The 26,329-nt window shown below is 70.6% G+C and carries 14 protein-coding genes; 8 read left to right on the top strand and 6 right to left on the bottom strand.

What is annotated here, in order from left to right:
• Positions 1-45: 45 nt before the first annotated feature.
• The 4 genes from ABZX10_RS00180 (at position 46) to ABZX10_RS00165 (ending at position 4,376) form a co-directional block, all read left to right on the top strand.
• Positions 46-1,509, top strand: a complete 1,464-nt coding sequence (locus ABZX10_RS00180) for a PepSY domain-containing protein (protein ID WP_355533164.1) — start codon at positions 46-48, stop codon at positions 1,507-1,509.
• Between the two features lie 63 nt (positions 1,510-1,572).
• Positions 1,573-2,076 (top strand): ferritin, encoded by a 504-nt coding sequence (locus tag ABZX10_RS00175; protein WP_355533161.1) that lies wholly within the window; start codon positions 1,573-1,575, stop codon positions 2,074-2,076.
• 126 nt (positions 2,077-2,202) lie between these two features.
• Positions 2,203-2,838 (top strand): TetR/AcrR family transcriptional regulator, encoded by a 636-nt coding sequence (locus ABZX10_RS00170; RefSeq protein ID WP_355533158.1) that lies wholly within the window; start codon positions 2,203-2,205, stop codon positions 2,836-2,838.
• Positions 2,839-2,858: 20 nt separating this feature from the next.
• Positions 2,859-4,376: a glycosyltransferase family 39 protein gene (locus tag ABZX10_RS00165; protein ID WP_355533155.1), complete on the top strand. Its 1,518-nt coding sequence runs from the start codon at positions 2,859-2,861 to the stop codon at positions 4,374-4,376.
• A gap of 118 nt (positions 4,377-4,494) precedes the next feature.
• On the opposite strand, the gene ABZX10_RS00160 is transcribed toward ABZX10_RS00165, so the two are convergent.
• A complete protein-coding gene (locus tag ABZX10_RS00160; protein ID WP_355533152.1) occupies positions 4,495-5,520 on the bottom strand; it encodes an aspartate-semialdehyde dehydrogenase in 1,026 nt (341 codons plus the stop codon).
• Between the two features lie 2 nt (positions 5,521-5,522).
• Positions 5,523-6,788 (bottom strand): aspartate kinase, encoded by a 1,266-nt coding sequence (locus ABZX10_RS00155; RefSeq protein ID WP_355533149.1) that lies wholly within the window; start codon positions 6,786-6,788, stop codon positions 5,523-5,525.
• A gap of 150 nt (positions 6,789-6,938) precedes the next feature.
• Between ABZX10_RS00155 and ABZX10_RS00150 the strand changes: the two genes are divergently transcribed.
• Positions 6,939-7,784, top strand: a complete 846-nt coding sequence (locus ABZX10_RS00150) for a hypothetical protein (protein ID WP_355533146.1) — start codon at positions 6,939-6,941, stop codon at positions 7,782-7,784.
• A 47-nt stretch (positions 7,785-7,831) separates the two neighbouring features.
• Positions 7,832-9,064: a mannosyltransferase family protein gene (locus ABZX10_RS00145; protein ID WP_355533143.1), complete on the top strand. Its 1,233-nt coding sequence runs from the start codon at positions 7,832-7,834 to the stop codon at positions 9,062-9,064.
• 67 nt (positions 9,065-9,131) lie between these two features.
• On the opposite strand, the gene ABZX10_RS00140 is transcribed toward ABZX10_RS00145, so the two are convergent.
• The 3 genes from ABZX10_RS00140 to ABZX10_RS00130 all read right to left on the bottom strand — a co-directional run bounded on the left by ABZX10_RS00140 (position 9,132) and on the right by ABZX10_RS00130 (position 21,514).
• Positions 9,132-9,335: an MbtH family protein gene (locus ABZX10_RS00140; RefSeq protein WP_355533140.1), complete on the bottom strand. Its 204-nt coding sequence runs from the start codon at positions 9,333-9,335 to the stop codon at positions 9,132-9,134.
• Between the two features lie 72 nt (positions 9,336-9,407).
• Positions 9,408-10,247: an ABC transporter permease gene (locus ABZX10_RS00135; RefSeq protein ID WP_355533136.1), complete on the bottom strand. Its 840-nt coding sequence runs from the start codon at positions 10,245-10,247 to the stop codon at positions 9,408-9,410.
• Entirely contained in the window at positions 10,247-21,514 is an 11,268-nt protein-coding gene (locus ABZX10_RS00130; RefSeq protein ID WP_355533133.1) for an amino acid adenylation domain-containing protein, read from the bottom strand. Before ABZX10_RS00130 ends, ABZX10_RS00135 begins: the two co-directional genes overlap by 1 nt.
• A gap of 525 nt (positions 21,515-22,039) precedes the next feature.
• Between ABZX10_RS00130 and leuA the strand changes: the two genes are divergently transcribed.
• Positions 22,040-23,908, top strand: coding sequence for a 2-isopropylmalate synthase (leuA, locus tag ABZX10_RS00125; RefSeq protein WP_355533130.1), 1,869 nt, complete (start codon positions 22,040-22,042; stop codon positions 23,906-23,908).
• Between the two features lie 69 nt (positions 23,909-23,977).
• Here the strand turns inward: leuA and ABZX10_RS00120 are convergent, their stop codons facing one another.
• Entirely contained in the window at positions 23,978-24,862 is an 885-nt protein-coding gene (locus ABZX10_RS00120; RefSeq protein ID WP_355534053.1) for a DMT family transporter, read from the bottom strand.
• A gap of 40 nt (positions 24,863-24,902) precedes the next feature.
• On the opposite strand from ABZX10_RS00120, the gene ABZX10_RS00115 reads away from it, so the two are divergent.
• Positions 24,903-26,324, top strand: a complete 1,422-nt coding sequence (locus ABZX10_RS00115; RefSeq protein WP_355533127.1) for a PLP-dependent aminotransferase family protein — start codon at positions 24,903-24,905, stop codon at positions 26,322-26,324.
• Positions 26,325-26,329 lie beyond the last annotated feature (5 nt).

The raw sequence follows: 26,329 nt of genomic DNA, 5'->3' as shown, positions 1-26,329 counted from the left end.
CGCCCGGGCTTCCCGCGCGTACGCGCACAACTCTCGAGGTGACCCATGTCTGTGACCGAATCGGCGGCGGAGAACGCGCCGCCGACCCAGCAACCCGCAGTCGCCGCTCCGCCGGCGCGGCCGGGGTGGCGCGCCGCGATCCTGCGGCTGCACTTCTACGCGGGCCTGCTCGTCGGCCCGTTCCTGCTCATCGCCGCGATCAGCGGCGGGCTCTACGCGGCGGCGCCCACCGTCGAACGATTCGTCTACGCGGACCAGATCGTCGCCGCAACGGACGGGCCGGCGCGGCCGTTGTCGGAGCAGGTCGCCGCAGCGCAGGCGACCCGTCCGGACCTCCCGGTCGCGGCGGTCCGCACGGGGGACGGCGCGGGCCGCACGACCCGCGTGCTGTTCGACGATCCGGCGCTCACGGCCGAGGGGCGCCAACTCGCGGTGTACGTCGACCCCGCGTCGGGGCGGGTCCAGGGCGCACTGCCGGTCTACGGCTCGGCCGAGGCCCTGCCGATCCGGTTCTGGATCGACCGACTGCACGTCGATCTGCATCTCGGCTCCGTCGGCCGCTTCTACAGCGAGCTCGCGGCGTCGTGGCTATGGGTGGTCGCCCTCGGCGGCCTGTACCTGTGGTGGCGGCATCGTCGGGGGAACCCGAAGCGCATGCTGGCCTACCCGCGCGGGCAGAAGGGCCGGGGCGGCCGGATGAGCCGCCACGCCGCGATGGGCACGTGGCTTCTGGTGGGCCTGGTGTTCTTCTCGGCGACGGGCCTGACCTGGTCGAAGTACGCGGGCGAGAACATCGGCCAGCTGCGGGCCGAGCTGGGCTGGGTCAAGCCGACGTTGTCCACCTCGCTCACCCCCGGCGGCGGGCACACCGACGGCGGCGAGCACGCCGACCATCAGATGTCCGCCGCGAAGCCGGCCGTCCCGCCCGAGGTCGCCGCGCAGACCCGGGCCCGCAACATCGCCGTCCTGGATCGGGCCGTCGCGGCCGCCGCCGAACGGGGCGTCGACGGTGCCGTCCAGGTCTCGATCCCGACGGATCCGTCCGTCGCGATCACGGTGGCGCAGACCCGACAGCCCTGGCGCATGGGCATCGACTCGGCGACGATCGACCCGTCGACGGGCGGGGTCGTGACCGTGCTCCCGTTCGCGTCCTGGCCACTGCTCGCGAAGGCGACGGAGATGCTCATCAACACCCACATGGGGTGGCAGTTCGGCCTGCTCAATCAGATCGCGCTGGTCGCGTTCGCAGCGCTGCTCGTGGTCGTGATCGTGCGCGGCTACCTGATGTGGTGGCAGCGGCGTCCGAAACGCGGCGGGCTACCGAGACCTCCCGCTCGGGGCGCGATCCGGAAGGTCGAACCGTCGCATGCGATTCCGGCGATTCTGGGCATAGCGTTCCTCGGTTGGTTCCTTCCGGTGTTCGGTGTTTCGCTGCTCGCGTTCGTCGCCCTCGACCTTGCGATAGGCGTGGCTAAGAGGGGTGGGGCTAACCTAAGAAATAGGCTCTGACCTGCGCAAAGGGTCGCCTTGCCTGCGTTGCACGGCAGCTGGAACGGTTCTAGAGTCGTCCGTATGAAGTTGACGGATGCACTCGAAGAGAAGTTCAACGACCAGATCACGCTCGAGTTCGAGGCTTCGCTGGTCTACCGCCAGCTGGCGATCGAGATGGAGATCCGAGACCTGCCGGGCATCGCCGCGTGGCTGCGCCACCAGGCCGACGAGGAGATCGTCCACGCGAACAAGTGGATCGACCACCTGTCGGACCGTGGCAACCACCCGAAGATCGGCGCGTCGGCGGCCCCGAAGGTCGACGTGACGACCGTCCTCGACGTGTTCGACGTCGCGCTGGAGCACGAGCGTCGCGTGTCGGACTCGATCCGCAACCTGTACCGCGCGGCGAACGACGACATCGACTCGAAGGCGCTCATCCAGTGGTTCGTCAACGAGCAGGTCGAGGAGGAGGCCACGGTCAGCGAGATCGTCGGTCGTCTCAAGCTCATCGACGGTGACGGCCCGGGCCTGCTCCGCCTCGACGAGGAGCTCAAGTCGCGCCCCACGCGCACGACCGAGGCCTGACCAGACCACTATTGCAGCCCGGGAAACGGGGCCCTCCACATCCGGAGGGCCCCGTTTTTCGTTCCGCTCCCCGCGCCCGAACGAAAGCAGGTCGACGATTCTGGCCATCCGTGCTAATTTTTAACCATGCGGCCAGAAAACGAGTCAATAGGCCAGAGATCGTTCATCGAAGAGGCCCGCCGCCGGCAGATCATCGACGCTGCGGTCGAGGTACTGGCCGATGCGGGATTCGGCGGTGCCTCGCTGGCTCGCATCGCCGATCGCGCGGGAATCTCCAAGGGCGTCATCTCCTACCACTTCGCGGGGAAGGACGAACTGCTCCGCCAGGTCGTGATCTCGCTCTACGAGAACGGCGCGGCGATGATGGTCCCGCGGATCGAGGCAGCGGACTCGGCGCTCGGTCGGGTCCGCGCATACATCGAGTCGAACCTCGAGTTCCTCGACACCCACCGCCGCCACATCACCGCGATGATCGAGGTCGTGTTCGGCCTGCGCGGCGCCGACGATCGTCCCGCCTTCACCGCCGAGGACGGCGACAACGCCTCGGTCCTCCCCCTCGCGGAGCTGCTCCGAGCCGGTCAGGACTCGGGCGAGCTCGGCGATTTCGACGCGTGGATCATGGCGCAGCAGATCCGCGACTCGATCGACGGCGCGGCCACGCGCGCCGCCCGCGATCCGGACCTCGACCTCTCCCCGTACGCCGATCAGATGCTTGCGCTCTACCTCCGGGCGGTGCAACCACCGCCGCCCGGAGCGTCCTAGCCATTCGCCCGGAGGTAGCCATGACGGAAACCCGAACGTCCCCGTCGACCGACCGAAACCCTCACGGCCCCATCAACGCGGCCCCGATCGCCTGGCCCGTGCTGATCCCGATCGCCCTCGTCGCGACAGCGGCGGCGCTCTTCGGCGCGAGCCGCTACCACCTGTTCGGCGACGAGCTGTACTTCATCGCCGCGGGGCACCATCCCGCCGCGAGCTACGCGGATCAGGGGCCGATTCTGCCGCTGCTGGCACGGTTCGACGCAGCGCTGCCGGGCGATTCGCTCATGCTGTTCCGGCTGCCGTCGGTGATCGTGACGATCGTCGGGGTGCTGCTCGCCGGCCTTCTCGCGCGGGAACTGGGCGGCGGGCGTCTCGCGCAGGGTCTGTCGGCGGGTGCGTACGCGACCTCGACCTTCCTGCTGCTGCAGTCCTCCCTGCTCGCCACTAACGCGATCGACACGCCGCTGTGGGTGGCGGTCACCGTTCTGATGGTGCGCTGGGTGCGCACGCGCCAGGATTGGCTCCTGTTCGCAGCGGGGGTGGTGACGGCCATCGACATGCAGGTCAAATGGCTGATCCCGGTGTTCTGGGTGTGCGTCATCGCTGCCTCGCTGATCTGGGGGCCGCGCGAGCTCGTCCGGCGCCCGGCGCTGTGGGCGGGCGGCGCGTTCACCGTGATCACGATGACCCCGGCACTGATCTGGCAGGCTCGACACGGCTGGCCGTACCTGCAACTCACGAGCCAGGTCGCGGAGGAGAGCCAGTACACCGGCGGACGTCTGTTGTTCGTACCGATCATGCTGCTGCTCGCGGGAATCCTCGGCACACCGTTGCTGGTGTACGGGCTGTACGCGCTGTTCCGCTCGCCGGATCTGCGACCGTTCCGCTTCCTCGCCCCCGCGTTCGTGCTGCTGGTGGTGGTCTTCATCGTCACCGGGGGACGGCCCTACTACCCCGGCGGCATGCTGCCGGTGATCATCGCGGCGGGTGCCGTCGGCTTCGAACGGATCCGATGGCCGCGAGTCCGATGGGTCGCCGCGCCGCTGTCGGTGTTCGCCGTGGTCTTCGTGGTTGTGAGCCTGCCCTTCACTCCGCAATCGAAGATCGCAGAACCGAAGTCGGTCATGGAGGCCGGGATGCAGATCTCCGTGTACGGCCAGTTCGGTTGGCCCGAGCTCACACGAGCCGTCGAGGAGTCGATCGGGACGCTCCCCGCGTCCGATCGCCCGCAGGCGATCGTCACGAACTCCTACTGGCAGTCGGCCGCCCTGGAGTACTACGGAAAGGGCCTCCCCCCGGTGTACAGCCCCAGCCGAGGGTACGGCTATCTCGGGCAGCCCGTCGATTCCGCGACGACCGTGCTCTGGGTCGTCGACTCCGACGCGGAACAGCCGGGCGAGATGTGTGAGACCTCGCGAACCCTCCGGTCGGTGCACCACCGCATCGGGATGCCCACCGCGTCGACCGGTGTCGACATCCGGCTGTGTCATGCCCGGGCGCCCTGGTCGCAGCTGTGGCCGGACCTCCGGCGGATGTGATCTGCGCGGTTCGTTCATCGCTCGGCAGGATCACGAGCCGGATCGCGCCCACCCTCGCCCGACCCGGGACGACGAACGGCCCACGGAGAGGTCCTCCGTGGGCCGTTCGATTCGTGACTCAGACCAGCAGTTCCGCGATCTGCACCGTGTTCAGCGCGGCGCCCTTGCGCAGGTTGTCGCCGCTGATGAACAGTGCGAGGCCGCGGCCCTCGGGCACACCCGGGTCCTGGCGGATGCGGCCGACGAGCGAGTCGTCGGAACCGGCGGCGGCCAACGGAGTGGGCACGTCGACGAGCTTGACACCCGGCGCGGACGCGAGCAGTTCCTGCGCCCGCGCGACCGACAGCGGCGACGCGAACTCGGCGTTGATCGACAGCGAGTGGCCGGTGAGCACGGGCACGCGCACGCACGTGCCGCTCACCAGCAGGTCGGGAAGGCCCAGGATCTTGCGCGACTCGTTGCGCAGCTTCTGGTCCTCGTCGGTCTCACCCGAACCGTCGTCGACGATCGAACCGGCCAGCGGCAGAACGTTGAACGCGATCGGCGCGACGTACTTGTTCGGCGCGGGGAAGTCCACCGCTGAGCCGTCGTGCACGAGCTTCTCGGCCTCCGGCGCGACGGCGCGGACCTGGGAGACCAGCTCCTCCACGCCGGCCAGGCCCGAACCGGACACGGCCTGGTACGACGAGACGATCAGCCGCTGCAGGCCGGCCTCGTCGTGCAGCACCTTGAGCACCGGCATCGCCGCCATCGTGGTGCAGTTCGGGTTGGCGATGATGCCCTTCTTGAGGTCGCGGACCTGCTCGGGGTTCACCTCCGAGACCACCAGCGGCACGTCCGGATCCTTGCGGAAGGCGCTCGAGTTGTCGATCACGGTGACGCCGGCCGCGGCGAACCGCGGGGCCTGCACCCGCGACATCGTCGCGCCCGCGCTGAACAGCGCGATGTCGAGCCCCGTCGGATCAGCGGTCTCGGCGTCCTCGACGACGATCTCGCGATCACCGAAGTGCAGCGTCTTGCCCGCGGACCGCGAGGACGCGAAGAACCGCACCTCGTCGGCCGGGAAGTTCCGGTCCAGCAGCAGCTGCCGCATGACGGCGCCCACCTGGCCGGTGGCGCCGATGACTCCTACTCGAACGCCCATGACTACCGCCCCGTTCCCGCGTAGACGACGGCCTCTTCGTCCGTTCCCAGGCCGAAGGCGTCGTGCAGCACCTTGACGGCCTCGTCGAGCTCGGTATCGCGGATGAGGACCGAGATGCGGATCTCCGAGGTGGAGATCAGCTCGATGTTGATGCCGGCCTGGGAGAGCGCCTCGCAGAAGGTGGCGGTCACGCCGGGGTGGCTCTTCATGCCCGCGCCGACCAGCGAGACCTTTCCGACGTGATCGTCGTAGACGACCGAGTCGAAGCCGATCTCCTTGCGCAGCGCCTCGAGCTTCTCCACGCCGAGGGGGCCGAGCTCGCGGGGCAGCGTGAAGGTGATGTCGGTGCGGCCCGTGTCGACCTTCGAGACGTTCTGCAGCACCATGTCGATGTTGATCTCTGCGTCGGCGATCGCGCGGAAGACACGGGCGGCGTAGCCCGGCTTGTCCTCGAGGCCGACGACGGTGATCTTCGCCTCGCTGCGGTCGTGGGCGACGCCGGTGAGAATTGCCTCTTCCACGGGGATGTCCTCCATAGATCCGTTGACGATGGTGCCGGGCTTGGTCGAGTACGAGGAGCGCACGTGGACCGGAACGTTGTAGCGGCGCGCGTATTCGACGCACCGGAGCATGAGCACCTTCGCGCCGCAAGCGGCCATCTCCAGCATCTCCTCGAAGGAGACCTTCTCGAGGTGGCGGGCATTGGGCACGATGCGCGGGTCGGCGGTGTAGATCCCGTCGACATCGGTGTAGATCTCGCAGACGTCGGCGTTCAGTGCGGCGGCCAAGGCGACGGCGGTGGTGTCCGAGCCTCCGCGGCCGAGCGTGGTGACGTCCTTGGTGTCCTGCGAGACGCCCTGGAAGCCGGCGACGAGGACGATCTTGCCGTCGTCGATCGCGGCCTGGACGCGCCCCGGGGTGACGTCGATGATCTTCGCCGCGCCGTGCTTGCTGGTGGTGATCACACCGGCCTGCGACCCCGTGAAGGACTGCGCCTCGGCGCCCAGGGAGTGGATCGCCATCGCGACGAGCGCGTTGGAGATGCGCTCACCCGAGGTGAGCAGCATGTCCATCTCGCGGGCGGGCGGCGCCGGGCACACCTGGTTGGCGAGATCGAGCAGCTCATCGGTGGTATCGCCCATCGCGGAGACGACCACGACGACGTCGTTACCCGCGCGCTTGGTCTCGACGATCCGTTCGGCCACGCGCCGGATGCGCTCGGCGGAGGAGACGGAGCTGCCTCCGTACTTCTGGACGACGAGTGCCACGTGGAACCTCTCCGTTGCGGGCTTCGATGGTCTACTCGATCCTACCGACCTGGGTTCTTCGGCTTCGAGGGCACCGTTCCAAGTGGAGCGCAACCCGCCGTTCAGTGACATCGGGGATGATCGGTGGGAACGCGAACCTCAGGAGATCCGATGAACCCCTACGGCGGCGGCCAGAGCCCCGGTCAGTACCCCGGCAGCTCCCTCCCCCAGGGCGGCGCGCCGCGGCCCGGGGGCGGGCCCACCGGCCCGCAGTACGGCGGGCAGCAGTACGACGGCCGGCCCGGGCAGAGCGGATTCCCAGGTCGGCAGGGCCGGCCACACGGTCCCGGCCAGGGCCCCCAGGCCACCACCCCCTTCAGTCCGCAGCAGGCCGGTCATCCGCAGGGGGCGTACCGGCCGGGCGGGTACCCGCCCGGTCCGCCGCAGCCCCCGTACGGTGCCCCCGGGGACGGTGGCCCCGGCAAGGGCGGAGGCAACCGCAAAGGCCTGATCATCGCGCTGACCGCGATCGTCGCCATCCTGGCCGTCGCCGGGGTGATCGCGATCGTCGTCGCGACGAAGAGCGACGGCTCGTCGACGACCGCCTCCCCCGTCACCTTCTCCGCCGATGCCAGCACCACCGGCGCCGCGCCCACCACCGGCGCCGCCCCGACGACCGGCACCGCACCCGCCACCGAATCGGACGGCTTCCTGACCACGGCACCCAAGCCGACCAGCGGCGCACCGTCGGGCGGGGTCTCCGTGCAGCTCAAGCTGTCCGCGGGCGGCAGCGGCGCGGGCGTCGTGATGGTCACCGGCATCCAGGAGGGCACGGTCCCGAAGGCCTCGACGCTGCCGTGGGAGTGGCAGGGCACCGCGACGATCGGGCGCACCATGTCGCTCATCGTGACCGGGACGGGCCCCGTGACCTGCACGATCACCGTCAACGGGCAGGAATTCGCCAGGACCGGCGACAACTACGTCAACTGCACCATCACGCGAGTCAGCACGCCGTGACGGCGGTCGGCGCGCGCGGGGGCGCCGCGCAGCGGACCGTCGGTACGATGCAACGCGTGCCGACCGCCCCCGACCTCGCCGCGACCGGAGCCGACACCGGAGCCGCGACGGCACCGTCGTCCCTGCTCGACCGCACCCGGTCGATCTGGCTGCCGATCGTGTTCTACCTCGCGATCCGCGGCATCGGGCTGGCGGTGCTCGCGCGATTCGCGCAGCTCCGCAATCAGAACCTCGCCGATCTGCTGACCGCGTGGGACGGCAAGTGGATGATCGGGCTGGCCACCTACGGCTACAACGACATGCCCTGGCGGTTCGTCGACGCGCGGGGCGAGCACACCGCCGACACGGCCTACGCCTTCTTCCCGGGCTTCCCCATGCTGGTCCGGGCGGTGGCACAGCTGCCCGGCTTCGACGCCTACCGCGCGGCGCTCACCGTCAACACGATCCTCGGCTGCGTCGCGGCGGTGGCCGCGTACCGGCTGGGCAGGCTGTGCGTCGAGCACATGCCGCGCGTGCCCACCCACCTCGCCGAGCGGGCGGGCCTGCTCACGACCGTCCTGTTCGCGGCCGCGCCGATGTCGATCGTGCTGACCATGGCCTACACCGAGGCGCTCTACTGCGCCCTCGCCGGCTGGGCCCTCGTCGGGGTCATGGAGCGCAGATGGATCCTCGCGGGCGTCTGCACGGCGCTGGCGGGGCTGTGCCGCCCCACCTCCGTGGTCCTCATCGGGGTGGTCGCGCTGGCGGCCCTCATCGCGGTCCTCTCGTCCCACGGTGCCGAACGGATCAAGGCCGTCGTCTGCGTGGTGCTCACCCCGCTCGGGTGGCTGACCTATCTGCTGATCGTCGCGCACCACACCGGGAGCCTCACGGGGTGGTTCCGGATCCAGACGGAGGGCTGGGGCACGACGTTCGACCTGGGCGTGCAGACCTGGCAGTTCGTCAACTACAGCCTGATCAACGGCTCCGATGTCGCGGACCTGTCGGTCGTCGGGCTGCTCGCCGCATCGATCGTGCTGATCGTGCTCGCGATCCGCGCGAAGACACCGTGGCCGATCACCCTGTACGGCTCGCTCGTGGTGATCTCACTCCTCGGCTCCGGCGGCCTCATGATGTCGCGGCCCCGGCTGCTGCTCCCCGCCTTCGTACTGCTCATCCCGATCGCGATCGGCCTGGCGAGGCGCTCGCGGAACGTCCAGATCTGGACCTGCATCGGCATCGTCACGGTCACCTGCTGGTACGGCGCACACATGGTGAGCGTCTACCCGCACGCCATGTGACGGGGATCCGGGGCACGGAAACGGCCGGCAGGGCGGCTGCCCTGCCGGCCCTCGCCGAACGGAACTCTCAGGCGCGCAGACTGAGCGGACGGATGTCCGTCCACGCGGACTCGACGTACTCGAGGCACTCCGCCCGCGAACGGCCGCCCTCGCCGAAGGCGATCGTCCAGCCCCGGGGAGCCGGACGGAAGGTCGGCCACAGGGAGTGCTGGCCCTCGTCGTTCACGAGGACCTCGAACTCGCCCGACTCGTTGTCGAAGGGATTGTTCATTTCATTTCTCCTTTGTGGGAGGGATACGGCGATGGGTTGTTGATGAGCACGCTCGCGGCGCGAGCGCGCGGGTCAGTGGCGCATGTAGGCGCGCGCGGCGAGGGGCACGATGACGACGATCATCACGAGCGAGACGATCGCGGAGTAGGCGGTGGCGTGCTGCGCCGCCCAGTTGACCGGCTCGTTGAACACCGGCTTGGGGCTCAACGGATTGCCGAAGGCCTCACGGAGCGAACGGGCCATGGAGGTCACCGGATTCCACGACGCGATCGTGCGCAGCGGGCCCGGCAGGTCGCCCGACGCGATGAACGCCGACGAGATGAAGGCGATCGGGAACATCACGATCATGCAGAGCGCCTGCGCGGACTCGGGCGTCGAGACCGAGAGACCGATGAGCGCGCCCAGCCAGGACATCGCGAACCCGAACAGCAGTAGCGTCGCCAGGGAGAGGACCGCGTCGACCCAGCTGCCGCGGAACCGCCAGCCGACCAGCAGACCGACCACGAGCATCACCGCCACACTGATCACGTTGACGACGAGGTCCGACAGTGTGCGTCCGACCATGACGGCCAGCCGCGACATCGGCAGCGAGCAGAACCTGTCGATGATGCCGTTCTTCATGTCGGAGGCGACGCCGATCGCCGTCTGGCCGGAGCTGAAGGCCACCGTCTGGACCAGGATGCCGGCGAGTAGGAACTCGCGGTAGCGGTCTCCGCCCACCTCGCCCCCCAACGCCGAACCGAACACGTAGCTGAAGAGCAGCACGAACATGATCGGCTGGACCGTGGCGCCCAGGAGCAGCTGCGGGATCCGGATCAGGGTGGTGAGGTTGCGGCGGGTCATCACCGCGCAGTCGCTGAGGAATCCGTTCAGCGACGACTCGCGTTCCTGGGGGAAGGTGATCGCGGTCATCAGTTGCTCTCCTCGGTCTTGTTCGCGTCCTCGCCGGTGAGGGCGAAGAAAACGTCGTCCAGGGTGGCCTCGCGCAGCATCGCGGATTCGACGTGGACGCCCGCTTCGCGCAGGTCGTTGAGGACGGCGACCAGCTTGTGCTGGCCGTCCGCCACGCGGATGGCGCTGAGGCCCGAGGCCTCGCGGACCGCGGTGCCGTCGATCGCATGGCGGGCCAGGATCGGCCACGCGGTGACCCGATCGCGTTCGCGGATTCCGATCTGGATCAGGTCGGCCGCGGCGGCCGACTTGAGCTCGGGCACCGTGCCGGACCGGATGATCCGGCCCTGGTCGATGATCGTGACCAGGTCGGCGAGCAACTCGGCCTCGTCCAGGTACTGCGTGGTGAGCAGCACCGAGATGCCCTCCTCCTTGCTGAGCCGGGCGATCACGTCCCACACGTCCTTGCGGCTGCGCGGGTCGAGACCGGTGGTCGGCTCGTCGAGGACGACGAGCCGCGGCCGCGCGATGATGGCGCCGGCCAGGTCGAGACGCCGGCGCATGCCGCCGGAGTAGGTGCCCGATGCGCGGTCGGCGGCACCCGTGAGCCGGAACTGCTTGAGCAGCTCCGTCGCCCGGGCCTTCGCGGCGCCCTTGTCGAAGCCGTACAGACGGGCGAACATCTCGAGGTTCTCACGGCCCGTGAGGTTCTCGTCCACGGCCGAGTACTGGCCCGAGAGCCCGATGATCGAGCGCGCCCGGCGCGGGTCGGCAAGGGCGTCGACACCGTCGATGGTCACGGAGCCCTCGGAGGGCTTCATGAGTGTCGAGATGATCTTCACCGTGGTCGTCTTGCCGGCGCCGTTCGGGCCCAGCAGCGCGTGCACGCTGCCCGGCGCGATATCGAGGTCCACCCCGCCCAGCGCGTACACCGCCTTCTTGCCACGGCCGTACTTGCGGGTCAGGCCCCGCACGCTGACGAGTGGCTTGGTGTCGTCGAGCGTCTTGCTCGTGGACCTCACCACGGCGGTGTAGTTGCCCGTGAGGAAGACGTTCATCGTGCGGGCGATCTCGTCGATCGCCGGCGCCGAGCCGAGCTGGTTGTGCGTGGCCTCGATGTCGTGCACCTGCACCAGGCCCGTCACGTACGGCCGCCACAGCTGCGGCACCAGGCCGCCCGTGGGCTGCTCCGTGGCGCGGAAGACCAGCATGTTGCCGTCGTACTCACGCGGTCGGTGCGAGTAGCCCAGCGAGGTGTTGTGCCGGTAGTTCGTCAGCAGCCGCTCCATCTGGCCGCGCGAGAGCTCCCGCGCCGGTCCGCCGGCGGATGCCAGAAGGTCCAGGGCGTCGTCGGTGCTCAGCTCGGCGTCCTCATCGACGTCGAGGCCGACGAACTCGCGCAACAGCGCCGCGATCGACATCTCCTCGCGCGGCCCGCGGTAGTCGCCCAGCGGGTACGCGTCCATGAGCGCGAGGTTGACCTTCTCGCCCAGTTCCCGCAGCTCGACGGCCATCTCGTGCGCGATCAGGCCGCCGAGCGACCAGCCGAGGAGGTTGTACGGGCCGTGCGGGCGGGTCGCGCGGATGGACCGCACGTAGGTGCGGGCCAGCTCCTTGATCGAGTCCGCGGGCGGCATCGGGTAGGAGATCCCGGGGGCCTGCATGCCGATGATCGGGATGCTCGGGTCGAGCTCGCTGGAGAGCCCCAGGTAGTTCCACGCCAGGCCGACCGCGGGGTGGATGCAGTACAGCGGGTCCACGCCCGGGGTGCCCGCGCGCAGCGGCAGGATCGGGTCGGTGATCGCGGTATCGGAATCCGCAGCCACACCGGTGATCACGGCAGTGGTCGAGACCTGGGCCGGAGCGCCCGCGATCCGGGCCGCGATGGTCCCGACCTTCGCGTCCTCGAAGAACCAGCGGATGCTGGCGTCCTCGGAGTTGAACCGCTCGCGCAGTCGGTCGACGGCGATCGCGGCCTGCAGAGAGGTACCGCCGACGGCGAAGAAGTCGTCCTCCATACCCAGCGAGGCGACACCCAGTACGTCGGAGAGGATCTCCGCGACCGCGCCCTCCAGGCTGGCCGACGAGACCGCGCGCTGCTTCGGCGCCGCGGGCTGGGCCAGTGCCGCAAGGGGCGAGGCCGGAGCCTCGTCCGCTGCCGGTGCCGGCGCTACCGGCGCGCCGACCGGGGGCAGGGCCTTGAGGTCCGTCTTGCCGTGGGCCGAGACCGGGACGCTTTCGATCTCCTGGAAGACGGCCGGAACCATGTGCCGCGGAAGCCGATCCGCGACGTACGAGCGAAGCGCGTCGACGGTGACGGCACCATCGGTCACGTAGTACGCGACCAGCCGGGCCGCGGCCTGCGCCTCGAGCGAGCCCTCGGGACGGTCGACCACGACCACGGCCTGCCGCACGTTCGGGTGCCCCTCGAGCGCTGTCACGATCTCGCCCGGCTCGACGCGGAAACCGCGCACCTTGAGCTGATCATCACTGCGCCCAACGAACTCGAGCACCGGATCGCCGGAGTCCCCTGCGCGCCAGCGCACGAGATCGCCCGTGCGGTACATGCGCTTGTAGCCCTGCGCGTCGTTGTACGGGTTGGCCACGAACCGCGACGCCGTGAGGTCGGGACGGTCCAGGTAGCCGTGCGCCACCCCGGGGCCCGCGACGTACAGCTCGCCGACGGTGCCGGGCGCGACCAGGTTCAGCCGCTCGTCGCAGATCATCAGCTGCGCGTCCGTGACGGCACTACCGATGTCCACGTTGTTCGGATCGACCGCGCCGATGGTCGCGGCGATCGTGACCTCGGTCGGGCCGTAGGCGTTGATCAGGATGCGCCCGTCCGACCAGCGGCGCGCCAGCTCGGTCTGCAGGACGTCGCCGCCGACGCTGAGCGCCTCCAGCAGAGGCAGATCGCGATCCGGGATCGTGGCCAGCGCCGCCGGCGTGATGAAGGCGTGCGTGACCTCGTTCTCGGCGAGGAAGTCGCCGAGGGGCGAGCCGCCGTAGAGGGTGACCGGCGCGACCACGAGCTCGGCGCGCGACCAGGTCGCGAGCAGTAGCTCGAGGATCGACGCGTCGAAGCTCGGCGACGCGAAGTGCAACACCCGCGCGTTCGCCCCGACGGCGTGCTGGCGCACGAGCGTGTCCGCCATCGCGGCCAGACCACGGTGCGGGACGACGACGCCCTTGGGCTTGCCGGTGGAACCGGACGTGTAGATCACGTACGCCGGATCGTCCATCCCGATCTGCGCGATGCCCGCCGACGGATGCTGCACCCGGGAGGTGCTCAGGTCCACGGTCACCCAGTCCACGAGCTCGGGCAGGTCGCTCGCAGTGTCGCGCACCGTCAGGCCCATCGCGGGCTTGGCGTCCTCGAGGATGTACCGGATGCGCTCGGCGGGGTAGTTCGGGTCGACGGGCACGTACACCGCGCCGAGCCGGGCAACGGCCCAGAACGCGACGACGGACGCGGCGGAGCGCGGGATCGATACCGCGATCCGGGTGCCCACACCCACCCCGAGGCCGGCCAGGCGATTGGCGAGCGCCGAGATCGACGAGTCCAGCTCCGAGTAGGTGTACCGCACGTCACCCGCCCGCAGCGCGGGCGCACCGGGACGCTGGCGCACGGCGCGCGCCAGGATCTCCGCCATGGTGTGCGGCTCGATCGTGGTGGCGGCCCGCCGGAACAGTTCCTCCTCCTCCGGCAGCAGCACCGGGAGATCCGCGACCGGCGTGTCCGGCGACGCGACGCCGGCCGTCACCAGGCGCACGAGGCGCGCGACGATGCCCTCCGCGGTACCCGGACGGTACAGGTCGGTCCGGTACCGCAGGTTGAACCGCAGGCCCTCCTCCACCTCGCGGACCTCGAAGGTCGCGTCGAAGGTCGTGGTGGCGGCGGCCAGCGGCAGCGGCTCGAGGTCGAACAGACCGCCGCCGTCGGAGCTCAGCACGCTCAGCGGATCGCCGAGGTTCTGGTGACTGAGCACCACCTGGAACACCGGGTGCCGGTCACGGCTGCGCGGCGGAGCCAGTGCCTCGATGACGCGCTCGAACGGCGCGGTCGCGTGGACCAGGTCGTCCAGGTCACCGCTGCGGATCCGATCGACGAGAGCGTTGAAGGTCTCCGCACCGGTCACCGAGGTGCGCAGCGCCACGGTGTTGACGAACATGCCGACGACGTCCCGCAGGCGGCGGTCCGTACGACCGATCACCGGCGTGCCGATGACGACGTCGTCCGCGTCGTTCACGCGGTGCAGCAGGGCCGCGAGGGCCGCGTGCAGCACCATGAACATCGACACACCGCGCTTGGCGGCGAAGTCCGCCAGGGCCTCCCGCTCGACACGCGGCAGCACGACGGCGACCTCGCCGGCGTCCGTGGCGCCGATGGTCGGCCGCGGGCCGTCCGCCGGGAACGAGCTCTCCTCCGGGATGCCGCGCAGCCGCTCGGCGAAGTAGTCGACGGCGCCGGCGTCCTTCTCCGCCTGGCCGCGCTGCCACACCGCGTAATCCGCGTACTGCAGTGGCAGCTCCGCCCACTGGGGCTCCGTGCCGGTGGTGCGGGCGAGGTAGGCGGCCATGAGGTCGCGGGTCAGCGGCACCACGGAAGCGCCGTCGGCCGCGATGTGGTGCACCGCGATCGCGAGGATGGACCCCTTTCCCGTCGGCGCCGTCATGACGCGCAGCGGGAGGTCGCTGTTCAGCGCGAACGGACGCGCCACGAACTCGGCGATCGCCGACTCCTGGCCGGCCACGGTCGACGTGGCGGTGCCGAACTCGGCCGCGAAGTCTCGAACCAGTGGGGAGTCGGCCGGGAGGATCTCCTGGTAGGGCCCCTCCGCGGACGACGGGTACCGGGTGCGCAGGCTCTCGTGCCGCTCGAGCAGGTCGCGCAACGCGGCGTCGAGCACGGCCTTGTCCACCGGGCGGCTCGCCAGGAAGGCGGCACCGATGTTGTAGGTCGGGCCGGGATCGATCTTGTTCTGCAGCCACATCCGCTCCTGCGCGGAGGAGAGCGGCATGCGGTCACCGCGCTGGACCCGGCGCAGCCCCTGGTCCTCGAGGGCGGACTCGTTGGAGATGCGGTCGGGATCGCCGGTCAGGGCGGTCGCGATCGCCGCCGGGGTGCGGAGGTCGAAGACGGTGCGCGCCTCGATCCCGTTGCCCAGCAGACTCACCAGCTCGTTCGCCGACAGAGAATTGCCGCCGAGGTCGAAGAAGTCGTCCTCCACGCCGATCGCATCGCTGCCGAGCACCTTCCGGAAGGCCTCCACGACGCGGGCCTCGCCGGGGGTGGTCGGCTTCGCGGCGGCGTTGCCGCTGCCACCGAAGTAGGGCTCCGGGAGCGCCGCGTTGTCGAGCTTGCCGGTGTTGCCCATCGGCACCGTCGCGATGATCATCACCGCAGCGGGAACCATGAAGCCGGGCAGCCGCTTCCGGACGTGGGCGCGTACCTCGGACGGATCCACGTCGCCCTTGACGTACGCGACGAGGGCGGGGGCACCGTCGGGCCCCGGGCGTACCTGGGTCGAGACGAAGTCGACCCCGGGCATGGTGTCGATCGTCGAGTCGATCTCACCGAGCTCGATCCGGATGCCTCGGATCTTGACCTGGAAGTCGTTGCGGCCCACGAAGTCGACCACCAACTGGCCGGCGTCGCCGCGCGTCCAGCGGACCACGTCACCGGTGCGGTACATGCGGTCGCCGGGCTCACCGTACGGGTTGGCCACGAACCGCGACGCCGTGAGCTGCGGGCGACGGTGGTAGCCCCGGGCCAGCTGCGGCCCGGCCACGTACAGCTCACCGGGCATGCCGACCGGGACGGGCCGGAGCTCGTCGTCGAGTACCAGCAGACCCTGGCCGCGGACGGGCGGTCCGATCGGCACCCGGCCGTCGCCGGACAGCGCGTCCGAGATCGCCGTCATGATGGTGGTCTCCGTGGGGCCGTATCCGTTGTGCAGGCGGCGGCCGACGCTCCACTTCTTCGCCAGGCCGGGACCGAGCGCCTCGCCACCGGCGAGCACGTGAGTCCAGGACGGGACCGCGTCGGGGTTCACCGTGGCCAGGGTCGACGGCGTCAGGAAGCCGTGGGTCACACCGTGATCGGCGATGATCCGCTCGAGCTCACGACCGCCGGTGGTACCCGGGGGCACCACGACGAGCGGCGCACCCACGCGGATCGCGAGAAGGTGCTCGAGCACCGTGGCGTCGAACGCGGTGGAGGCGAACGCCATCACGCGCGTGTCCGCGCCGCTCTGCAGCCGCACGTGCAGTTCCTCGGCGAAGTTGCCGAGACCGCGATGCGTGACGACGGTCCCCTTCGGCTGGCCGGTCGAGCCCGAGGTGTAGATGATGTACGCGGCGTCGTCGAGATTCGGCACGATCTGCGGGTCGTAACCCTCGCCGCCGAGCTGATCCATCGCGACCCAGTTCACGCCCTGAACACCGGTTCCCGTCGCGGTGACGCCCACCCGGGCGCGCACGTCGTTCGCGATGTAGTCGCGCCGGTCCTGGGGGTACTTCGGGTCGACGGGGGCCACCGCGGCGCCGGCCAGGGTGATGCCCCAGAAGGCGGTGATGGACTCCGCGGAGCGGGACAGGTCCGTGAGGACCGCCTCGCCCGGCCGCGAGCCCGCGGCGAGGACCGCCGCGGCCACCTTGCGGGCGTCCGCGTAGAGCTCGCGATAGGTGAGCACGCGGGCACCGTCGATCACCGCGGGCCGGTTCGCGTAGGTGCGGGCGGCCTCGCGCATGAGCTGGCCCAGCGGCGTGTGGAAATCGGCTTCCACGCCCCGCACGGGGGTGAGCTCGGCGAGCTGCTTCGTCGACATGATCGGCAACTCGCCGATCGTGGTCTGCGGGTCGTGGCCCACCGCGGTGAGGACTGCGACGAGTGCGTCGAGGATCGACTCGGCCTGTTCGGTGCGGTAGAGCTCAGAGGCGTAGCGCAGCTCGATGGTGCCGTCGGCGCCGAGCGTGACCTCTAGGTCGAAGCGGGCGATCGGGACGTCCACGGGGACCACCTCGACGTCGACGCCCGCCATCGGGAAGTGCGTCGTGTCGAAGGGGCGCTGGTTGAGCATCACTTGGAAGACCGGGTGACGGCCGGCGGCGCGCGGCGGGTCGACCAGCTCGAGCACGGACTCGAAGGGCAGGTCGGAGTGGTCGAGCGCGTCCAGATCCCCCTGGCTCACCGCGGCGAGGTGCTGGGCGAAGGTCTGGTCGTCGGTGGTGCGCGTGCGCAACGGGATCGAGTTGACGAACATGCCGACGAGACCGTCGAGCTCCGCCTCGCCGCGGCCGGCGACGGCGGTGCCGATCACCAGGTCGCCCTGGCCCGACAGGCGGGCGATCGCGGCGGCGAGCGCCGCGTGGACCACGATGAACGGCGTGGTGGTGTGCGCGCGGGCCAGGCCCGCCACACCGGCCCACACCTCGGGGGCCACGCGCGTGTCGATCGAGCTGGCCGCGGAGACCACGCCGCCGGAGCGGGGCACGGCCGTGGGCGGCACCGACTCGGCCGGGGGGGCGGCGAGCACATCGGCCCAGAACCGGTCCAGTGCCTGGCGCGGGGCACCGGTGAGGCGGTGCTTGTACGACCGGGCGTGCTCGGTGTACGTGCGCGGCAGCGGCGGGAACTTCGGCGCCTTGCCCTGGGTGCGCGACGCGTACGCCGTCGCGAGGTCGCCGGCCAGCGGCATCATCGACCAGCCGTCGGCGGCGATGTGGTGGATCACCAGCACCAGTACCTGGTGCCGGTCGTCGATACGGTAGAGCCGCGCGCGGATGGGCACGTCGGCCGCCAGGTCGAAGGGCTCGCCGGCGTAGTCGGTGGCGGCGGTGGTCAACTCGTCGAGCTCCACCGACCGCTCGGTGAAGGGCACCAGGTTCGGGCCCGCGGGCAGCACCTGCACCTCGGGCTCACCGGCCGTGGGGCCGTTGCGGTAGACGGTGCGCAGCGGGGTGTGCCGCGCGACGACATCGCCGAGGGCGACGCGCATCGCGGAGACGTCCACGTCGCCGCGAAGGTGCAGCGCGACCGGGATGTGGTACGAGCCATCGGGACTCAGGCGGTTGCGCACCCACATCTGGTGCTGGGCGGGCAACAGCTCGGCCGCCTCCTCGGGGTCCGACGGTGCCGCGAACTCCGGCTCCGGCTCGGCGCCGGCGACAGCGGCGACGACCGAGGACGTCGCGAGCGCCGCGGCGGGCACCGGTGCGCCGCCGATGGCGGCAGCGAGGCCCTCCACCGTCGGGTTGGCGAACACCGTCGCCACGCTCACGCGGCTCCCGGTCGCCGATCCCAGGCGGGCGGCGATACGCGTGGCGGACAACGAGTTGCCGCCCAGATCGAACAGCGTGGTCGTAACGTTGAGGTCGCCCTTCCCGACGCCGGGGATCACCTCGGCGAAGGCCGCCGCGACCAGCAGCTCGGCGTCGGTCCGCGGGCCGCGCCCGGCGACCACCTCGACCGCGCCGCGCTCCGGCTGCGGCAGCTGCTTGTGATCGACCTTGCCGTTCACCGTGAGCGGGAACTCATCGAGCGGAACGATGCGCGCGGGAACCATGTACGCGGGCAGCTCGGCGGCGATGCCCGCGGAGATCGCCTCGGGCTCAGCGGTTCCCGTCACATAGGTCACGAGCTCGGCGGTGGTCGTGTCGTCACCGGCGACCACGGTGATCGCCCGCTCCGTGCCGGCGACGCGCATGACGGCGGCGTCGATCTCGCCCAGCTCGATGCGGAAGCCACGGAGCTTGACCTGCGAGTCGATGCGGCCGAGGAACTCCAGCGCGCCGTCGACGTCCCACCGGACGAGGTCGCCCGATCGGTACATCCGCGCACCGTCGGCCTCGAAGGGATTGGCCACGAACCGTTCCGAGGTGAGCGCCGGGTTGCCGTGGTAACCCCGGGCGATGCCCGGGCCGGAGATGTAGAGCTCGCCGGCCACTCCGGCGGGCGCGGGACGCAGATACGGGTCGAGTACGTACAGCCGCGTCCCGGGGATCGGTCCGCCCAGCCGGACCGGGGCGTCGGCGTGGAGGCCGCCGAGCGTGACGGCGATGGTGGTCTCGGTGGGGCCGTATACGTTGACGAGCGTGCGGCCCTCGGTGGCCCACTTCTCCACGAGCGCCTGCGGCACGGTGTCGCCGCCGACGCCGAGCGAGCTGAGCGCGGGCACCTTGGCCGGATCCATCGTGGCCACGGCGGCGGGCGTGATGAACCCGCCGTTGACGCCGCCCTGCGCGAGGACCTCCTCGAGCTCCTCGCCGCCGTAGACCTCCGGCGGTACCACGACCAGGGTCGACGCGCTGTCGACCGCCATGAGCAACTCGAGCACCGAGGCGTCGAAGCCCGGCGACACGAAGTGCATGACGCGCGAGCCGTCGGCGAGAGCGTGCGAGCGCACGAGCTCCGCGGCGAGGCTCGACAGGCCGGCGTGGGTGACGCTGACGCCCTTGGGCCGCCCGGTGGAGCCGGAGGTGAAGATCAGGTAGGCGGGGTTGGCGAGGTCGATCGCGGGCCAGTCCGCGTCGCTGCTCCCCGCGTTCGCACCGGGCCCCCACACGCGGGCGAGGTCGGACGGCGTCAGGGTCGCGACGGGGGCTGCGGCCGTGGCGATGTGCTCCGCGCGGTCGGCGGGCAGCTTCGGGTCGATCGGGACGAACGCCGCACCGGTCTTGGTGACGGCCCAGACCGCGATGACCGACTCGAGCGAGCGCGGAATACGCAGCGCGACACTGGCCTCGGGGGCCGCGCCCACCGTCATCAGGTAGCGGGCGAGGCGGTCGCTGTAGCGGTCGAGCTCGGCGTAGGTGATGCTGCGGTCTCCGTCGACGACCGCGATCCTGTCCGGATGCGCAGCGGCGGTGCGGCGCAACAGATCCGGCATCGGAACGGACGGTCCCGCGGCCTGCGGCGCACCGTCGGCGGCCCCGGCGAACCGGGCCCATTCGACCGCCTCGGATTCCGTCGCGACGGTGAGCTCGGAGAGCGGGGTGCCGCCCGTGGCGGCGGCGAACCGGTCGAGGTACTCCATGAACCGGGCGTAGTGCGCCTCGAGGTCGGCGACGGAGTAGGACGCCGGGTTGGCCTCCATGTCGATCCGCAACGCGCCCTGCTCGGACTCGTAGACGGTGACGGCGACGTCCTCGGCAGGACCGGAGGTGAGCAGGTTCAGGGTGCCGGCGGCCTCGCCCAGCGTTATCGCCGAGGAGAACATCATGATGTTGATGGTGTCGCCGAAGGTGGACCCGACGACGCCCTCGCGGAGCGTGGGCGCCTCCATCCGTGCGGCGGGGTAGAGCTGGTGTCGCAGCCCGTTGCGCAGGTCGAGACCGGTGCCGTCGATGACATCGGAGACGGTGGCACCGGAACCGGCCCGCACGGGTACTGGCAGCACGTTGGCGGTCATGCCGGTGGAGCCGCGCAGGGCGGCGGTGGTGCGCGCGGCGACGGGGACCGACAGCGAGATCTCCTCGCGCCCCGACACCGCCGCGACGTACGCGCCGAAGGCCGCGATCACGAGCCCGGTGCGGTTGGTGCCCAGCCGCTCCGCCGCCGCCTCCAAGCGCGCTCCCGCTTCGGAACTGGGGACACCGTTGTGGCGCAGGTTCAGGGGCGACGGTGCCGCGACCATGCGGCTCAGGCCCGCGGCCTCGGGGAGCGTCGCGACGATCTCCGCCCAGTAGTCCGCGTCACCGTCGGCGCGCGCGGACGCGAAGTACTTGTCCTCGGCCGTCACGAACCCGTCGGGACCCAGTGGCGCGGGCTTGAGCGCCGGGGTCTCCGCGCCGGTGACCCGGGCGGTGTACAGCTCGGCGACGCGGCGCTGCAAGGTCGAGGCGCCGTATCCGTCGATGACGACGTGGTGCGCTCGGGCGTACCAGAGCCAGTGGTCGTCGGCGACTCGGATGAGCCGGTTGATGATGAGGTCGTCGACGGCGAGGTCGAGCGGGCGGGAGTACTCGGCGCGCATCCAGGCGACGGCGGCATCGATGCGCTGATCCTCGGGGAGGTCGGCGAGGCCCAGGTCGATGACCTGGGCAGCACCGTCGATGGAGCGGTCGAGTCGCTGCACGGGCGCACCCGACTCGTCCACGTCGATGCGGACGTACGGCGACTGGAACTCGTCGCCGGCCTCGCGGGTCACGGCCCGCATCGTCTCGACGTCGAACGGTCCGCGGATGTCCACGTACTGCGCAACGGTGTAGGCGACATCCGGGGACATCTGCTGGCTGAGCCACATTCCGTACTGGGCTCCGGTCAAGGAGTGCACCACGTGCTCCACCAAGCTCTCCTTCGCATCGCGATCGCAACGCACAACGGTTGCAATCGCAGAATTGTAGGGAGGTCATCCTTGAAATTGCAACATCTTCAACGCGGATTCCCGCGAGTGAAGGTCGCAGCAAAGTCGGCAGGTGAGGCGCGTGGCGGTTCGACCAGGTTCACCATTCGACATCCGTCCTGCGGATTCACAGGCAGACCTGATCATCAACAGCAGCTTTGAATCCATGATCAACAATTCGACGAGACGCACCCCCGCGGGCGTACGCCGAAACGTGTCCTAGATCACAGCTCGTTCCGGGTACTCGCACCGGCCTGCCGCGCTGCCTCGTCGTGCGCTACATTCGACGTGTGCAGTGGCGCGCCCTTCTCCTCGGTTGCCGCGGCGGGGTCTGATCCAGACCGGCTCCCCGTCGCGGGTTGAGCCGTGGCTTCGCGGCATCGCCGGTCGAGCCCCTCCGGTCGTTCCACGACCGATTGACGTCCCTGCCAGCCGCGGGGGCGCTGACGAGAAAGTAGCCTCGACACCATGAGCCCTGCAGCCGATTCCTACACGTCCGGCGTATCGAAGATCACCGCCCCCGCCGGCCCCAGCAACCCTGGCCAGCCCGCGTGGAACCCGCAGCGCGGAAGCGCCATGCCCGCTCACCGCTACCGCTCCTACGCGGACGAGGTCGAGCAGATCGCGCTCCCCGACCGCACCTGGCCGGACAAGGTCGCCACCACGGCCCCGCTGTGGTGCGCCGTCGACCTGCGCGACGGCAACCAGGCGCTGATCGACCCCATGAGTCCCGCGCGTAAGCGCCGCATGTTCGACCTGCTGGTCCGCATGGGCTACAAGGAGATCGAGGTCGGCTTCCCCTCCGCGAGCCAGACGGACTTCGACTTCGTCCGGGAGATCATCGAGGACGGGGCCATCCCCGACGACGTGACGATCCAGGTGCTGGTGCAGTGCCGCGAGGAGCTGATCGTCCGGACCTTCGAGGCCTGCCAGGGCGCGAAGAACGTGATCGTGCACTTCTACAACTCGACCTCCGTACTGCAGCGCCGAGTGGTCTTCCGCGCCGACAAGGCCGCCATCAAGAAGATCGCCGTCGACGCCGCGCATCTGGTGCGCCGCGAGGAGAAGAAGTACCCGGATACGGCCTGGCGGTACGAGTACTCCCCCGAGTCGTACACCGGCACCGAGCTGTCCTTCGCGAAGGAGGTGTGCGATGCGGTCGTCGAGGTCATCGACCCGACGCCCGCGAAGCCGATCATCCTGAACCTGCCGGCCACGGTCGAGATGGCGACGCCCAATGTCTACGCCGACTCGATCGAGTGGATGAGCCGCAACCTGAACCGCCGCGACAGCATCATTCTGTCCCTCCACCCGCACAACGACCGTGGCGAGGGCGTTGCGGCGGCGGAGTTGGGCTACCTGGCCGGCGCGGACCGGATCGAGGGATGCCTCTTCGGCAACGGCGAGCGCACCGGCAACGTCTGCCTGGTCACGCTCGGCCTGAACATGTTCAGCCGCGGCATCGACCCGCAGATCAACTTCTCCGACATCGACGAGATCCGGCGGACCGTCGAGTACTGCAACCAGCTGCCCGTGCCCGAGCGACACCCGTACGGCGGAGACCTGGTCTACACCGCCTTCTCGGGCAGCCACCAGGACGCCATCAACAAGGGCCTGGACCAGATGAAGATCGACGCCGACGGGGCGGACAAGGACGTCGACGACATCCTGTGGCAGGTCCCCTACCTGCCGATCGACCCCAAGGACGTGGGCCGCAGCTACGAGGCGGTCATCCGCGTCAACAGCCAGTCCGGCAAGGGCGGCGTCGCGTACATCATGAAGACCGACCACGGGCTGCAGCTACCGCGGCGCCTGCAGGTCGAGTTCAGCCAGTCGGTCCAGAAGATCACCGACGGTGAGGGCGGCGAGGTCACGCCGAAGGAGATGTGGGACGTCTTCGCGGGCGAGTACATCGACCCGATCCTGCCGCTGGAGCGCATGCGCCAGAAGGTGACGGCCTCCGAGGTCGACGGCGGCGTCGACCGCATCGACGCGGTGGTCAAGGTCGACGGCAAGGAGCAGGAGATCTCGGGCGAGGGCAACGGCCCGCTCGCGGCGTTCGTGGACGCCATCGCCGGGGTCGGCTTCGACGTCCGCGTTCTCGACTACAACGAGCACGCCCTCTCCGCCGGCGACGACGCCCAGGCCGCGGCGTACGTCGAGGCGATCGTCCGCGTGGGCGACGAGGACCGCACCGTCTGGGGTGTGGGCATCGCCCCGTCGATCACGACCGCCTCGCTGCGCGCGGTGGTCTCCGCGGTGAACCGCGCGAACGGCAGCGTCCGGCCGAGCGAGGCGGCGGTCGGCGAGGCGTCGACCCGCACCTGGGCCCCGTAGGGCTCCGGTCGCACCAGAAATCCCCGCTCGCCCCCAGGGCCGGCGGGGATTTCTGTCGTGCCCGCACCGTCAGCGGCTGCGGGTACGCACGGCGAGGGCTGCGGAGGCGATCACGGCGAGGCCGCCGAGCACCGTCGACCACCCGACGGACTCGCCGAGCAACAGGCCGGCCCACGCGATCCCGAACACGGGCTGGACCAGCTGTACCTGGCTGACGGTGGCCATCGGTCCGATCGCGAGGCCGCGGTACCAGGCGAAGAAGCCCAGGAACATGCTCACCGCGCCGAGGTAGGCGAAGGCCCACCAGCCGGATGCCGTGCCACTCACCCCGTCTCGGGCACTGAAGGCCGTGAGCACCAGCATCACCGGCGCAGCCACCACGAGCGCCCACGAGATCGTCTGCCACGCACCGAGCTCCCGCGAGAGCGATCCCCCCTCGGCGTAACCGATCGCCGCGGCCACCACCGCGCCGAACAGCAGGAGATCCGAGGCGCGCAGGGTGCCGAGGCCACCGCCCTGCAGCACCGCGAAGACCACGGCGCACCCTGCGCCCACACCCGCCGACACCCAGAACGCGGGCCGTGGGCGTTCTCCGACCCGCCACACGGCGGCCACCGCGGTCGCGGCGGGGAGGAGGGCGATCACGACCGCGCTGTGCGACGCCGAAGCGGTGGTCAGCGCGAAGGAGGTGAGCACCGGGAAGCCGATCACCACGCCCGACGCCACAACGCCGACGCGCAGCCACTGCGTGCCGCGCGGCAGCGCCTGGCGGGTCAGGAGCAGGGCGGATGCGGCGAGCACCGCCGCCACCACCGCGCGTCCGGCGCCCACGAAGAGCGGCGGCAGTCCGGCGCCGGCGACCGCGACGCGGGTGAAGGGCACGGTGAAGGAGAAGGCGATCACTCCCACGAATCCCCACAGCAGCCCCGATCGCGCGATCGGCGACTCCGATATCACTGATCGGCGTTGTACAGTAGCGCTATCATCAATACTCATGTCCGACGATAGCAGTGGAGCGCGCCTGACGACAGCCCTCCGGTCCTGGATCGCCGCGGCTCCACCCGGCGCCAAGCTGCCCTCCACCCGGGCGCTCGTGGCCGAGCACCGCGTCAGCCCCGTCACCGTGCAGCAGGCGCTGCGCTCGCTCGCCTCACTCGGCGTCATCGAGACACGCCCGGGTGTCGGTACTTTCGTGCGCAGTGAGCGCGCTGCGCGGCCCGTCGACCTCGGCTGGCAGACCGTCGCCCTGGGCGCTTCGGGGCGCCGCACGCAGGCCACCCCCACCGCCCTGCAATCCTTCGACGGGGACGCGATCGGCCTGCACTCCGGGTACCCCGCGCGGGATCTGCTACCGGAGCGCCTGGTCCGGCCGGCCTTCGCGCGCGCTGCGCGGAGCGAGGCTCTGATGGGGCGCCCGCCCGTCGCCGGGCTCCCCGAACTGCGATCCTGGTTCGCCGCCGACCTCGCTGCGCAGACGCCGGCCGGGACCGGCCCCGTCGGCGCCCGCGACGTGGTGGTCACCCCCGGCAGCCAGGGCGCACTGCTCACGGCCTTCCGGGCGCTGGTGGGCGCCGGCCGGCCGCTGGTGATGGAGTCGCCCACCTACTGGGGCGCGATCCTCGCCGCGGAACAGGCGGGGGTCGAGGTGGTTCCGGTGCCGAGCGGACCGTCGGGCCCGGATCCGGAGATCGTGCGCCGCGTGCTGGCGGAGACCGGGGCGCGCGCCTTCTACGCGCAGCCGGCGTTCGCGAGTCCGACAGGGGCCGTATGGGATCCGGACCGTGCGGGTCGCGTCCTCGCCGCAGTGCGCGCCGCCGGCGCGTTCCTCATCGAGGACGACTACGCCCGGGACTTCGGCATCGACGCCGCGCCGGCCCCCCTCGCGACGCGCGACGATTCCGGGCACGTGGTGTACATCAGGTCTCTGAGCAAGAGCGTCGCGCCCGCGGTACGCGTGGCAGCGGTCATCGCGCGCGGCCCGGCACGGGACCGGATCCTCGCCGACACCCAGGCCGACGCGATGTACGTCAGTGGCATTCTCCAGGCGGTGGCGCTGGACGTCGTCACGCAGCCGGCCTGGCGGACCCACCTGCGGAGGCTCGGGCGGCAGCTCGGCGACCGTCGAGACCTGTTGTTGCGCAGCCTCCGCGAGCACGCGCCCGACGTCGCCGTGGCCACGGAACCCCGCGGTGGCCTCGCGCTGTGGGCGCGCCTGCCCGACGACGTGGACCTCGCGGCGGTCGTCGACCGATGCCGCCGCGGCGGGCTCGTCATCGGGCCCGGCGACGAATGGTTCCCCGCGGAGCCCACGGGGAACCACCTCCGTCTCGCCTACGCGGGCCCGCAGCCCGAGCGCTTCCCGGAGGCGGCGCGGATCCTCGCCGCGGCCCTCGCGGGCGCGACGCGGGGCGCCTGAGCCGC

The organism is Tsukamurella sp. NPDC003166 (assembly GCF_040611135.1).
GTDB lineage: Bacteria > Actinomycetota > Actinomycetes > Mycobacteriales > Mycobacteriaceae > Tsukamurella.
The sequence above is the reverse complement of the archived record's forward strand: the minus strand, read 5'-3'. Positions and strand labels throughout refer to the sequence as shown.

Bases quoted from the DNA above. Each gene is read 5' to 3' on its own strand.
- ABZX10_RS00180 (WP_355533164.1), top strand. From the start codon at position 46: ATGTCTGTGACCGAATCGGCGGCGGAGAACGCGCCGCCGACCCAGCAA.
- ABZX10_RS00175 (WP_355533161.1), top strand. From the start codon at position 1,573: ATGAAGTTGACGGATGCACTCGAAGAGAAGTTCAACGACCAGATCACG.
- ABZX10_RS00170 (WP_355533158.1), top strand. From the start codon at position 2,203: ATGCGGCCAGAAAACGAGTCAATAGGCCAGAGATCGTTCATCGAAGAG.
- ABZX10_RS00165 (WP_355533155.1), top strand. From the start codon at position 2,859: ATGACGGAAACCCGAACGTCCCCGTCGACCGACCGAAACCCTCACGGC.
- ABZX10_RS00160 (WP_355533152.1), bottom strand. From the start codon at position 5,520: ATGGGCGTTCGAGTAGGAGTCATCGGCGCCACCGGCCAGGTGGGCGCC.
- ABZX10_RS00150 (WP_355533146.1), top strand. From the start codon at position 6,939: ATGAACCCCTACGGCGGCGGCCAGAGCCCCGGTCAGTACCCCGGCAGC.
- ABZX10_RS00145 (WP_355533143.1), top strand. From the start codon at position 7,832: ATGCAACGCGTGCCGACCGCCCCCGACCTCGCCGCGACCGGAGCCGAC.
- ABZX10_RS00140 (WP_355533140.1), bottom strand. From the start codon at position 9,335: ATGAACAATCCCTTCGACAACGAGTCGGGCGAGTTCGAGGTCCTCGTG.
- ABZX10_RS00135 (WP_355533136.1), bottom strand. From the start codon at position 10,247: ATGACCGCGATCACCTTCCCCCAGGAACGCGAGTCGTCGCTGAACGGA.
- leuA (WP_355533130.1), top strand. From the start codon at position 22,040: ATGAGCCCTGCAGCCGATTCCTACACGTCCGGCGTATCGAAGATCACC.
- ABZX10_RS00115 (WP_355533127.1), top strand. From the start codon at position 24,903: ATGTCCGACGATAGCAGTGGAGCGCGCCTGACGACAGCCCTCCGGTCC.